The following is a 12,590-nucleotide window of genomic DNA, read 5'->3' as shown; positions in this document are numbered from 1 at the left end:
CCAAACGCCGATGCGCGTGTGATGCCTGGACGTCCGGAATCTCCCCCGTTCGCCCCTCCGCGCGGTGCGGGTGCCGTCGGCGGGCGGTCACGCAGGGTTGCAGAATTCGAACGCTTGTTCTATCGTCCGGGTGTTCGCTGGAACGGGGGTGTGGGGCCGATGCGCTGGGACAATCTGCGGCTCGACGACGGTGCGGAGCCCGGCCCGGCGGCGCCGCTGATCGAACGCCGCGCGGTCGCCCGCACGTTCGACACGCCCGGTTTCCGCGGCATGACCTTCTACGAGGTGCAGGCCCGTTCGATCATCAACCGCGTGCCGGCCGCCTCGCGCATGCCGTTCCACTGGACCATCAACCCCTACCGCGGCTGCTCGCACGCGTGCGTCTACTGCTGTTCCGGTGACACCCCGATCCTGATGGCCGACGGCCGCACCAAGCCCCTTCGCCAGGTGCGCGTCGGTGACCGCGTCTACGGCACGCGCCGTGTGGGGAGCCACCGCCGTTACGTGGTGACGCAGGTCCTCGACCACTGGCAGACGGTCAAGCCCGCCCACCGGGTCACGCTGCGGGACGGCACCCGGCTCGTCGCCAGCGGCGACCACCGGTTCCTGACCGGCCGCGGCTGGAGGCACGTCACCGGCGGCGAGTCCGGGGGCGAGTCCGGGGGCAGGCGGCGTCCGCACCTGGTGCCGGGCGACGTCCTGGTCGGCACCGGACGTTTCGCCGCGCCGCCGAAGGTCGACGACGACTACCGCCGCGGCTACCTGTACGCGGTGCTGCACGGTCACGGGCTCACCGGCCCGCGCGGTGTGCGCCTGCCCTCCGGCGATGCCGAGGTGCTCGCCAGGGTGCGCCGCTACCTGGAGCATTTCGGTGTCCCCTGCGAGCGGGTTCCGCGTGGGCCGGCGGAGCGCGGCGGTGAGCAGGTCGGCGGTGAGGGGGTCGGTGTCGGCGGTGCGGTGGCGGTGGCCGCCGTGCAGCGGCTGGCCCGGTGTCCGCGCCGGCCGTCGCGGGCGTGGCGGACGGGTCTGCTCGCCGGGTTGTTCGACACCGGCGCCGACGGCGGTCACGCGGTGTCGCGGATCGCGGTCGCCGACGCGCAGCTGTCCGGCAGGCTCCAAGACGCGCTGGCCGAGCTGGGGTTCGCCTTCACCGTCGACGCCGGCGCCGGGGCGGCGCCGTGCGGTGTGCGCCTGACCGGCGGGGTGCGGGAGCGGCTGCGGTTCCTGCACGCGGTCGGCCCGGCGGCCGCGCGCAGGTGGCCGCTCGAGGGCGCGGCGGTGGCGGGGGATGCGTCGCTGGAGGTGGTGTCGGTCGAGCCGCTCAGCCTGCAGGCGCCGCTGTACGACATCACCACCGGCACGGGGGACTTCATCGCCGACGGGGTGGTGTCGCACAACTGTTTCGCGCGCCGTTCGCACGAGTTTTTGGACTTGGACGCGGGCGCCGACTTCGACTTCAAGGTCGTGGTGAAGGTGAACGCGGGCGAGCTGGTGCGCCGTGAGCTGGCCTCGCCGCGGTGGCGGGGCGAGCACATCGCGTTGGGCGCCAACGTCGACTGCTACCAGCGCGCCGAGGGCCGCTACCGGCTGATGCCGCCGATCCTGGAGGCGCTGCGGGACGCCGCCAACCCGTTCTCCATCCTGACCAAGGGGTCGCTGATCCTGCGGGATGTGCCGTTGCTGGTGGAGGCGGCCCGGCGCACCGAGGTCGGTACGGCGGTGTCGGTGGGGTCGGTGGACCGGGAGCTGTGGCGGCTGGTGGAGCCGGGCACTCCCGCGCCGGACAAGCGGTTGGAGGTGTGCGCGGCGCTCAACGACGCGGGCGTGCGCTGCGGGGTGGTGATGGGGCCGGTGCTGCCGTATCTGAGCGACTCCCCCGCGCAGTTGGAGGAGACGGTGCGCCGGATCGCCGAGGCGGGCGCCACGTCGGTGACGGCTATCACGCTGCATCTGCGGCCGGGGGCGCGCGAGTGGTATCTGGCGTGGCTGCGGGAGCACCGCCCCGACCTGGTGGTGCCGTATGCGCGGCTGTATCGGGGCGGCGCGTACGCGCCGCGCGAGTTCCAGCAGCGGATTGCGCAGCGGGTGCGGGAGTTGGCGGTCAAGTACGGCATCGACCGCCGTTCCTCCGGGCACCGCGGCCAGGCCCCGCCCGGGCCCCGCACCGCCGGCGCGCCGCCGCCCGGCGGTCCGCAGCAGCTGTCCCTGCTGTGACCAGGGGCCGCAGCCCCGGGGGGCATGCCTTTATGGGCGAATGCCCCCCGGGGGCTGCGGCCGGGGCGCGGGGGGATCATCGGTCGGGGCAGGCGCCGACCAGTTCCACGCCGCCGCGCGTTCCGGACGCGGCGTCCGCGGTGCCGCGGCCGGTCTCGGCCCAGTTCAGCAGGGCGGTGCGGCAGGCGTGGTCCAGGTGCCGCAGGCCCGACAGGTGCAGTTCGATCCGCCGGTCGCGCGGCAGGCTCTCGAGGGTGTCGAGCAGCTTCGGCAGCCGCAGGAAGGTCGCGTTGCCGGTGAGGCGGACGCGGATGGGGCCGGTGCCGGCGTCGTCGACGTCCAGGTGCACGTGGGAGGTCTCCCACGCGGTTTTGAGCACGGCCAGCAGCAGTCCCAGCAGCACGCCCTCGAACAGGTTGAGGGCGATCACGGCGGCGGCGGTGCAGGCCAGGATGACCGCTTCGCCGCGGTGCTCGCGCCACAGCCTTGGCAACTGCGCCAGCGGGATGAGCTTCCAGCCGGCGTGCACCAGCACCCCGGCCAGCGCGGCCAGGGGGATGGCCTGCAGGACGGCGGGGAAGGCGGCGGCGAACACCAGCAGCCACACGCCGTGCAGGACGCGGGAGGCCTTGGTGCGGGCTCCGGCCTGGACGTTGGCGGCGCTGCGCACGATCACCGCGGTCATCGGCAGGGCGCCCAGCGCGCCGCACACGGCGTTGCCGGTTCCCTGGGCGACCAGTTCCCGGTCGTAGCCGGTGCGGGGGCCGTCGTGCATGCGGTCGACGGCGGCGGCGCTGAACAGGCTTTCGGCCGAGCAGATCAGCGTGAACGCCGCGACGGTGCCCAGCACGGTCACGTCGGCCAGCAGGGCCAGCTCGGTCGGGCCGGGCGGCTGGATCGCCTCGGCCAGTCCCTGCACGTGCAGCCGGTCGACCGGCAGGTCGAACGCGGCCGCGGCGGCGGTGGCCAGCGCGACGGCCGCCAGCGGTCCGGGCACGGCGCGCACGGGGCCGGGCAGCCGGTGCCAGCAGGCCAGGACGGCGATGGTGCCGGCGCCGACGCCGAGCGCGGCGGGCACGCCGGGTGTGGTGAGGGCGTCGGCGGCCAGCCTCGGCAGTCCGGCGATCTTGGCGGGGCCGGAGTCGGGGGCGGGGGTGCCGGCCATCGCGTACAGCTGTCCGGCGATGAGGGTCAGGCCGATGCCGGCGAGCATGCCCTCGACGACGGCGATGGAGGTGGCGCGGAACCAGCGGCCCAGGCGCAGGGCGCCCAGCAGGATCTGCAGCAGCCCGGCGGCCAGCACGAGCACGCCGAGGGCGCGCAGCCCTAACTGCTGGACGGCCTCGTTCACCAGGACGGTGAGTCCGGCGGCGGGGCCGGAGACCTGCAGGCTGCTGCCGGGCAGCGGGCCGGCGACCAGGCCGCCGACGATGCCGGTGATCAGGCCGAGTTCGGCGGGGACGCCGGAGGCGACGGCGATACCGACGCACAGCGGAACGGCGACCAGGAACACCACCAGGGAGGCGGGCAGGTCGTGGCGCAGCACGGCGGCGGGGACTGCGCGTCGCCCGCCGCCGCGGTGCTGTCGGGTGCCGCGGCCGGTGGGGGCGGCGGTCGCGGCGGTGTTGTCATGGGCACCGGCTTGGGTGTCGGCGCGGGTGCCGGGGGTCACGTTGCGCTTGCCGGTCACTGTTCGTCCTTTACAGGGGCGTGAAGGTGTCGTCGCAGGGGCGGTGGGCGTACACGGTTCCGGTGTGGACCTGGTAGTACCAGCCGTGCAGGGTGAGGGTGCCGTCGGCGAGGCGTGTGCGGACGGCGGGGTAGCCGCGCAGGCGGTCCAGTTGGGTGAGGACGTGGCGTTGCACGGCGGCGGTGAGGGCGGTCTCATCGTCGGCTGTTGCGTCGGCTGTTTCGGCGGTTGTTTCGGCAGTTGTTTCGGCGGTTGTCTCGTGGGCTGTCTGCTGCGGGATGCCGGGTGCGCGGCGGCCGGTGTCCGCTCTGTCGGTGTCGGGTCTGTCGGTGTTCTGGCTGTCGGTGTCCGGTCGGCCGGTGTTTTCGCTGGCGGTGTGGTGGGCGGTGGTGTCGGCGAGCCAGCGGGCCAGGGCCGGCACGGTGGTCAGGTCGTCGCCGCGGACCAGGGCTCCGACGGCGCCGCAGTGGGAGTGCCCGCACACCACGATGTCGTTGACCCGCAGGACCTGGACGGCGAATTCGATGGTGGCGGCCTCGCCGCTGGGCCGGTCCAGGCTGTAGGCGGGGACGATGTTGCCGGCGGTGCGCAGTTCGAACAGTTCGCCGGGCAGGGCGCGGCAGATCAGCGACGGGATGACCCGCGAGTCCGAGCAGGAGATGAACAGCACCTGCGGGGACTGGCCGGCGGCCAGGGGCGCCAGTTGCCAGCCGTCGGCGTCGGCGCGGGCGGGGAAGGCGCGGGCGTGTTCGATCAGTGAGTGCATGCTGGATCCCTCCAAGGGCGCCGCCGTCTGCGGGCGTGCGCGATCGATGGAGCAACGGTCGGTCGGGGTCGGCGGTGTGGGATGGTGCGCGTGCCGCGGCGCCGGCCGGCGGCGCTCACCTTGGTGCGCGTCGTGTGCCGGGTCGCCGGTGCACGGCGGGCCGCGCCGCGCGGGCGGTGCCCGGTCGCGGGTGCCGGCGGGTGGGGGTGCCGACGGCGACGGGCGGTGTCACCGCCGCGTGGCGGGCGGAGACGCCCCCGGCGGTCGGGTGCCGGTGGAGGGTCTTGTCAGCAGCGGAACACCTGCAGCAGCGCGGAGGTCTGCGCGGCTGTTCTGCGGGTCAGGCAGCGGGGCCGGGCGTCGAAGCCGTGCGGCCGGTGGTCGGTGGGTGTGAGGGTGCCGTCCAGGTGGGGTGCCAGGACATAGTCGGGGCCGTGCAGCGGCCGGTTGTCGGTGGCGATGCCGCGCAGTCTCAGATGGGAGACGTGCAGCGGGACCTGGACGGGTTCGTGGTTCCGGCAGGACTGCCCCGCGTCGGCCCGATCGGCGCCGATGGCGGCGTTGCCGGGTGCGGCGGTGCGGGGGGTGTCGTGGACCGCGGCGGATACCGCGGTGGACATTGCGTTGGATACTGCGGCGGATACCGCGGTGGATGCGGTGGCGCGTCCGTGGGGCCGCGTGCCGTCCGCGAGGGTGCCGATCGCGCGCGGGGCGGCGTGGGCGGTGTCGGCGCGGGCGTGGGCGTCGGGGTGCGCGGAGGCGGTGGCGTGCGGGGACAGTCCCGCGATGAGCACCACCAGCCCGGCCAGCAGGCACGACAGCACGGCCGACGCCCGCGTGAGCGTTCGCGCCAGTGTCACCGCCGGCCCCCTCATCGTGTCGGCCCCGGGGGGTTTGGTCCCCGGATGTCGGCATGGTGCGTCCGGTCGCACGGACCGGTTCCGAACAGTGATCTGATGGCTACAATAAGGCAGCCTCGGCACCGCAAGGTTATCGCCGCGTTAAACATGTCGAAGATCACATTGCGGATTCCCGGTGGCCGTCGCGGTCCGACGTGGCGCAACACGCAGGTCACGCCGCACGTGCGGTCCGGCGGGCGCCGGGTCGGCGCGGCGGCGCGGCCGGTGCGGGGCGTGTCGGCGAAGTCAGCGAATACAGGCCGGCGGGTCAGGTCGCCGGAGATCACGTGCAGTGGATCGCCTATAGGCTCGGGGCATGCCGGGGTTGGCGCGTGAGCAGGAGCGGCCCGTCGTCGTCGAACGCGCGCGGGGCGGGGACGGCGAGCTGGTGCTGCGCAGGTGCGGAGAGCACCACGAGATCATCAGCAACGGGGTCTTCCTCATGGACACCCGGGACGGGCGGTCCGAGCGGCTGCTGGTGCGCGCCGCGGTGGCGGACCTCAAGGCGCCGGTGCGGGTGCTGGTGGGCGGGCTGGGCGTGGGGTTCTCCCTGGCCGAGGCGGTGACGCTGCCGCAGGTGGCCGCGGTGACGGTGGTGGAGAAGGAGCCCGCGGTCATCGCCTGGCACCGCACGCATCTGCGTCACTGCTCGGCGGGGGCGCTGGAGGATCCGCGGGTGCGGGTGCACTGCGCCGACCTGCTGGAGTGGCTGGCCGGCTCCCCCGGCCGCGGGCCCGGCGCGGCGGGTGACGCCACCGACGGCGGGGCGGGCGGCGGGGTGTTCGACGCGGTGTGCCTGGACATCGACAACGGGCCGGACTGGACGGTCACCGCCTCCAACGCGCGCCTGTACGGGGCGGCGGGGCTGGATCTGGTGGCCGCGCGGATGTCGCGGCGCGGGGTGCTGGCGGTGTGGAGCGCGGCCGCGGCTCCGGCGTTCGAGGAGCTGCTGCGGGGGCGGTTCGCCGAGGTGCGGGTGCGGCGGGTGCCGGTGCCGCGCGGTGAACCCGACGTGGTCTACCTCGCGCGCGGCCTGCGGGACGCCGCCGGCGCCTGACCGGCGCAGCCCCGGGATCGGAGGCGGCCCGCAGGCGGCGCCGCATGTGGCACGGCGGATGGCACGGCGGGCGGCGTAGTGCGGAGGCGACAAGAAACCGGGGCCGGATTCTGTAGGGATGCCGGATCCTCCGCCTCGTGCCCGGTTCGCTAGTTTCGGGCTGTCGTTAAGCGAGGGAGGTTCTGTGGCTACCGCTCATGTGGCCCGGCGGCGTGCGGCCGTCCTGGGTGATCTGCTGCCCGGTGCGCTGGCACGCGACGCCGCGCTGGTGGTCGGCTCGGCCGCGCTGGTCGGAGTCGCCGCCCAGGTCGCCGTGCCGATCCCGGGGACGCCGGTGCCGGTCAGCGGGCAGACGTTCGCCGTACTGCTGGCCGGTGCGGCGCTGGGCTGGGGGCGCGCGGCGCTGGGGATGGCGGTGTACCTGGCGGCGGGGCTGGCCGGGGTGCCGTGGTTCGCCGAGGGCGCCTCGGGGACCGGGTCGCCGTCGCTGGGCTACGTGCTGGGGTTCGTGGTGGCGGCGGCCGCGGTGGGCCGGCTGGCCGAGCGGGGCGGCGACCGCACCCCGGTCCGCACGGTCGGCACCATGCTGGTCGGCACCGCGATCATGTACGCGGCGGGCGTGCCGTACCTGATGGCCGCGCTGGGCGTGGACCTGGGCCGGGCCCTGGAGCTGGGCGTCACGCCGTTCCTGGTCGGGGACGCGCTGAAGGTGCTGCTGGCGGCGGGGCTGCTGCCGGCGGCATGGCGGCTGGTGGGCACCCGCCGCGACGGCGCCGCCTGACCGCTCCCCTGTCTGCCGATCCGCCCGCCCCGGGTGCCGCCCCGGGGCGGGCGGTCGCCTGTCCGGGGCCGATCAAGGCCCGGCGGCGGCCCGCCCCGGGGCTGCCGGAGTGTGGCGCACGCCTCAGAACGACCACCGGCCACCCCCGTTTGAACGGGTTCAAATCTGCCGTACAGTGGGCGCGTGAGGCTCGCCGTGACCGCGCCGGACCGTCTCGACGTGCGCACCGTCGAGATCGACGATCCAGGCGACTTGATCAGTTGTCTTCCGCATCCGTCCGCGCTGGCGTGGGTCCGCCACGGCGAGGGCCTGGTGGGCTGGGGGGAGGCGGCGCGGTTGACGGTCCCGGCGGGTCCGGGCCGGTTCACCGCGGTGCAGGACCTTCTGGCCGAGCTGTTCGGCGGGGCGCGGGTGGACGACCCGCTGGGCGTGCCCGGGTCGGGCCCGGTGGCGTTCGGCAGTTTCGCGTTCGACCCGGCCTCGGGCGGCTCGGTGGTGATCGTGCCGCGGCGCGTGCTGGGCCGGCGCGGCGGCCGGGCCTGGCTGACCACGATCGGCGAGGCGTCCGGCCCGGTGGCGCGCCCGGTGGAATCCGCCGACCCGCTCACCGCACCCTCCCAGCTGACCTGGAGCGACGGCGCGCTCAGCGCCCCGCGGTGGCAGCGCGCCGTGGCCGCGGCGGTGCAGCACATCCGAGCCGGGCGGCTGGGCAAGGTGGTGCTGGCCCGCGACCTGTTCGCCCAGGCGGCCGAGCCGATCGACGCGCGCGTGCTGCTGGCGCGGCTGGCCCACCGGTTCCCCGCCTGCTACACCTTCGCCTGCGGGGGGCTGGTCGGCGCGACCCCCGAACTGCTGATCCGCCGGACCGGTGACGAGGTGGAGTCGCTGGTGCTGGCGGGCACCACGGCGCGCGGCACGGACCCGGCCGACGACACCGAACGCGCGGCACGCCTGACGGCCTCGGCCAAAGACCGCCAAGAGCACGCCTACGCGGCGCGGATGGTGCGGGAGGCGCTGGCGCCGCTGTGCGCCGAGCTGAGCGTGCCCGACGACCCGCAGGTGCTGACGCTGCCGAACGTGATGCACCTGGCGTCGCCGGTGCGGGGACGCCTGCACGGCGAGCGGTCGGTGCTGGACGTGGTGGAGGCCCTGCACCCCACGCCCGCGGTGTGCGGAACGCCCACCGACCAGGCCCTGGAGCTGATCAGGCGGCTGGAAGGCATGGACCGGGGCCGGTATGCGGGCCCGGTGGGCTGGGTGGACGCCCGCGGCGACGGCGAGTGGGGCATCGCACTGCGGTGCGCCGAACTGGACGGCGCCCGGGCCCGGCTGTTCGCCGGATGCGGCATCGTGGCCGACTCGGACCCGGCGGCGGAACTGGCCGAGGCGCACAACAAGTTCCGCGCCATGCGCTACGCCCTGCAGGGCTGACGGCCGGCGGCTCACTCGGGCTGGCAGGTGGGGCACCAGAACAGGTTGCGTCCGGCCAGGGTGCGGGCGCGCACGGCCGTGCCGCACACCAGGCAGGGCTGCCCGGTGCGCCGGTACACGTAGACCTCGCCGCCGTGGTCGTCGACACGCGGGGGCCGGCCCATCGCCTCGGGGGTGTGTTCGGGGCGGACGGTGTCGATCCGCCCGGTGCGCACCCCCTCGTTCATCAACGCCACCAGGTCGTCCCACAACGCCTGCCACTGCGGCCGGGACAGGGCGCGCCCGGGCAGGTCGGGGTGGATGTTGCCGCGGAACAGCACCTCGGCGCGGTAGATGTTCCCCGGGCCGGCGATCACCGACTGGTCCATCAGCAGCTGGGCGATGGGGGCGCGGCTGCGGCTGATGCGGCGCCAGGCCCGGTCGGCGTCGGCGTCGGCGCGCAGCGGGTCGGGCCCCAGCCGGTCGCGCAGCAGCTTCACCTGGGGCGTGTCGAGCAGCTCGCAGGTGTTGGGGCCGCGCAGATCCGCATAGTCGCCGGTTCCGGTCAGGCGCAGCCGGACCTGCCCGACGGGACCGGGGGCGGGCAGCGCCCCGAAGGCGTACTTGCCGTAGATGCCCAGGTGCACGTGCAAGACGCGGTCGTTGGCGAAATACAGCAGCAGGTGCTTGCCGTGGGCGTCGGCGCGGTCGAGCACCTGCCCGTCGATGAGGCGGGCGCCGTCGGCGAAACGCCCCTGGGGGCTGAGGGCGCGCACGGGCCGGCCGCCGAACCGGGCACGGTGTTCGGCGGCCAGGCGGTGGATGGTGTGTCCTTCGGGCATAGCGCGCCCAGCATAGGCGGACGGTGATCTCCACCGCGCCCGAAACCAGGCGGGTCAGCCGCGGGCGGCGGCGCCGACATCGCGCATGTGCCGCAGCGCCTGCCGGTAGGAGTCGACCAGGCCGGTCTCGGTGTAGGGCAGGCCGACCCGGGCGCAGTGCGCTCGGACCAGCGGCTGCAGCCGGCGCAGGCTGGGCCGCGGGGCACTGGGGAACAGGTGGTGCTCGATCTGGTAGTTCAGGCCGCCCATCAGCCAGTCGGTGAGCAGCCCGCCGCGCACGTTGCGGGAGGTGAGCACCTGGCGGCGCAGATGCCCCCAGCGCTCACCGGGGCCGGGCATGGCCATGCCCTTGTGGTTGGGGGCGAACACGCACCCCAGGTGCAGGCCGAACAGGGCATGGTGGACCAGCGCGAACACCACCGCCTTGCCCGGCGACATCAGCGTGAACACCAGCACCAGATACCCGACCGCGTGCGCGGCCAGCGCCAACGCCTCCACAAGCAGCCCGCCGCGCCCGTCCCGCCAACCGCTCCGCCCGCCGCGCCGGTCACCGGCACGGGACCGCAGATGCAGAACACTGCCGGCCTTCAGATTGAACCCCTCCAGCAGCAGCAAGGGAAAGAACGCGGCCGCCTGATGCCGCGCCAGCCACGCCCAGACGCCGCGGCGCCGCCCGGCCTGCTCGGCCGTCCACACCAGGACGCCCTCCCCGACGTCGGGGTCCTTGCCGACATGGTTGGGATTGGCGTGGTGGCGGTTGTGCTTGTCGTTCCACCACGACTGCCCCATACCCAGCAGCAGGTTGCCCAGCAGCAGCCCCAGCCACCAGCCGGAACGGGCGGTGCGGGTGATCTGATGGTGCCCGGCGTCGTGGCCGAGGAAGGCGGTGCGCGCCGACAGCACCGCCAGCGGCACCGCCAACGCCGCCACCCACCACGACGACCCCGCCCACGCCACCGCCGCCCAGGTCAGGGCGGTACCGCCGAGGGTGATCACGAAGTCGCGGACGTAGTAGCCGGTGCGGCGGTCCAGCAGGCCGCGGGCGCGGACCTCGCGCGCCAGCGGCGCGAAGTCGCTACCGGACGGACCACCGGACGGACCACCGGACGGACCACCGGACGGGCCGCCGGCCGGTTCGGCGGCGGTGGCGGGCAGGGCAGCGGGCATCGGTCCTCCGTGGATCGCGGGATGGAAAAGCAGGGTGCGCGGCGTCCTCCGCCGTCGTGATCACCTGCTGGCGACGCTATGCGCACCGCAACCGCACGGTCGCCCCGCCACAGAGCCAACCGCGGCCTGGCTCCCAGGTCTGGGGTGAGGCGACCGTCCGGCACCTGCGGTACCGGGTGATCACCGGCACCCGCCAGCCTGCCGCCGCCCGCCACCGCACGCACGGGTGCCCGCTCCCCCACCGAGGTGGGGCCAACCCCCCGAAGGAGGGGGGCAATACTCCCCTCAAGGTCTCCCCGAACTACCCCCGGGCCGCCTCCCCCGCCCCGCCGGCACCACGCCGCGTCACGGAGCGGGGGCGTAGCAACCCTGCCCACCACCGCGCCCACAAACGGCATATAGGGTCGTAAGTCATGAATGCGAGCAGTCGGTGGATCGAACTGGACGGTGCGGTCAACGTCCGCGACCTGGGCGGACTCCCCACACTTGACGGACGCGCGACACGCCGCGGACGAGTGCTCCGCGCCGACAACCTGCAGAACCTCTCAGTAGCCGACGTTCGCGTACTCCTCGACGAACACGCCCTCAAAAACGTCATCGACCTGCGCAGCGAAGCCGAAGTACGCCTCGAAGGCCCCGGCCCGCTCACCCGCATCCCCTCAGTACGCCTGCACCACCTGTCGCTCTTCGCCGAAGGCGGCGCACACACCGACGTCACCGCCGACACCGTCGACGTCGACAAAGTCCTGCCCTGGCACTACCGCGAACACCACGGCCCCGAACACGAACGCCCCATCGCCCACTACCTCGGCTACCTGCACAACCGGGCCGACTCCATCGTGACCGCCCTGCGCGTCATGGCCCGCACCGACGGCGCCGCACTCGTCCACTGCGCCGCAGGCAAAGACCGCACCGGCGTCGTCTGCGCACTCGCCCTCGAAGTGGCCCAGGTGACACGCGAAGCCATCGTCGCCGACTACGCCATGACCGGCGAACGCCTGGAAGCGATCCTGGCCCGACTGCGAGCCAGCGACACCTACGCCGCCGACCTCGACTCCCGCCCCGCCCACACCCACCAACCCCACGCCGCCATCATGGAGAAATTCCTGGCACGCGTGGACGAGGAATTCGGCGGCACGCTGGAATGGCTCGCCCAACACGGCTGGACCAGCGACGACACCGCCGCCCTGCGCAACCGCCTCCTCACCTGACCACCGCCGGGACCACCACCCCGCTCACACCGGGCCGCCGTCCTCCCCCTCACCACCGTCCGACGGCCCCGGCGACGGCGAAGACGGCGACGGAGACGTCGCACTCGGCGACGGGCGCGGCGCCTCCGTCGGCGGCGGCACCAGCGAAGGCGACACCGACGGCGACGGCGGATCCTGCGGCGCCACCGGCGGCTCACTCACCCGCGGCTGACACGCAAACAACACCACCAGCAACAACCCCAACAACCCCAAAACCGCCACCAACGTCACAATCGCCGCAACCAACGGCCGATCCGAACGCCGCCCCGGCACCACCCCCACCGGACCAGCCGACACCTGCCCCAACGCAGGCTCCCCCGCCCCCAACCAATACGGCTGAAACTGCGGACCCCGACGCCGCCCATTCCACCGCCCCCCGAAAGACCCCCGCAACAACACAGAATCCAAAAACCGCTCTGCCCCCACACGATCAGGACGGTCCGCGTCATACCGCGTCGCCACCCACGGCGCCACCCCATCCGGCTGCGCCGCCACCACCGGCGCCGCATCCCCA

At 74.2% G+C, this 12,590-nt stretch carries 10 protein-coding genes; 5 read left to right on the top strand and 5 right to left on the bottom strand.

Annotation, left to right across the window (positions count from 1 at the left end):
* Positions 1-159: 159 nt before the first annotated feature.
* Positions 160-2,214, top strand: coding sequence for an intein-containing Rv2578c family radical SAM protein (locus tag QSK22_RS10240; RefSeq protein ID WP_285493820.1), 2,055 nt, complete (start codon positions 160-162; stop codon positions 2,212-2,214).
* A 76-nt stretch (positions 2,215-2,290) separates the two neighbouring features.
* Here QSK22_RS10240 and QSK22_RS10235 read toward each other — a convergent pair whose 3' ends face one another.
* The 3 genes from QSK22_RS10235 to QSK22_RS10225 form a co-directional block, all read right to left on the bottom strand.
* Positions 2,291-3,904 carry a SulP family inorganic anion transporter gene (locus tag QSK22_RS10235; RefSeq protein ID WP_285493819.1) on the bottom strand — a complete coding sequence of 538 codons (1,614 nt, stop codon included), beginning with the start codon at positions 3,902-3,904 and terminating at the stop codon, positions 2,291-2,293.
* 10 nt (positions 3,905-3,914) lie between these two features.
* Positions 3,915-4,670, bottom strand: coding sequence for a carbonic anhydrase (locus QSK22_RS10230; protein ID WP_285493818.1), 756 nt, complete (start codon positions 4,668-4,670; stop codon positions 3,915-3,917).
* 287 nt (positions 4,671-4,957) lie between these two features.
* Entirely contained in the window at positions 4,958-5,530 is a 573-nt protein-coding gene (locus tag QSK22_RS10225) for a hypothetical protein (RefSeq protein ID WP_285493817.1), read from the bottom strand.
* A gap of 355 nt (positions 5,531-5,885) precedes the next feature.
* Here QSK22_RS10225 and QSK22_RS10220 point away from each other — a divergent pair, with 355 nt between their 5' ends.
* The 3 genes from QSK22_RS10220 (at position 5,886) to QSK22_RS10210 (ending at position 8,838) form a co-directional block, all read left to right on the top strand.
* Positions 5,886-6,626, top strand: coding sequence for a spermine/spermidine synthase domain-containing protein (locus tag QSK22_RS10220; RefSeq protein ID WP_285493816.1), 741 nt, complete (start codon positions 5,886-5,888; stop codon positions 6,624-6,626).
* Between the two features lie 184 nt (positions 6,627-6,810).
* Entirely contained in the window at positions 6,811-7,407 is a 597-nt protein-coding gene (locus tag QSK22_RS10215; protein WP_285493815.1) for a biotin transporter BioY, read from the top strand.
* A 183-nt stretch (positions 7,408-7,590) separates the two neighbouring features.
* A complete protein-coding gene (locus QSK22_RS10210) occupies positions 7,591-8,838 on the top strand; it encodes an isochorismate synthase (protein ID WP_285493814.1) in 1,248 nt (415 codons plus the stop codon).
* 11 nt (positions 8,839-8,849) lie between these two features.
* Here QSK22_RS10210 and QSK22_RS10205 read toward each other — a convergent pair whose 3' ends face one another.
* A complete protein-coding gene (locus QSK22_RS10205) occupies positions 8,850-9,659 on the bottom strand; it encodes an Fpg/Nei family DNA glycosylase (RefSeq protein ID WP_285493813.1) in 810 nt (269 codons plus the stop codon).
* A gap of 54 nt (positions 9,660-9,713) precedes the next feature.
* Positions 9,714-10,826 carry a fatty acid desaturase family protein gene (locus QSK22_RS10200; RefSeq protein WP_285493812.1) on the bottom strand — a complete coding sequence of 371 codons (1,113 nt, stop codon included), beginning with the start codon at positions 10,824-10,826 and terminating at the stop codon, positions 9,714-9,716.
* A gap of 413 nt (positions 10,827-11,239) precedes the next feature.
* Between QSK22_RS10200 and QSK22_RS10195 the strand changes: the two genes are divergently transcribed.
* Positions 11,240-12,037 carry a tyrosine-protein phosphatase gene (locus tag QSK22_RS10195; RefSeq protein ID WP_285493811.1) on the top strand — a complete coding sequence of 266 codons (798 nt, stop codon included), beginning with the start codon at positions 11,240-11,242 and terminating at the stop codon, positions 12,035-12,037.
* Positions 12,038-12,590: the final 553 nt, after the last annotated feature.

Source organism: Actinomadura sp. NBRC 104425, assembly GCF_030269545.1.
Lineage (GTDB): Bacteria > Actinomycetota > Actinomycetes > Streptosporangiales > Streptosporangiaceae > Spirillospora > Spirillospora keratinilytica.
The sequence above is the reverse complement of the archived record's forward strand: the minus strand, read 5'-3'. Positions and strand labels throughout refer to the sequence as shown.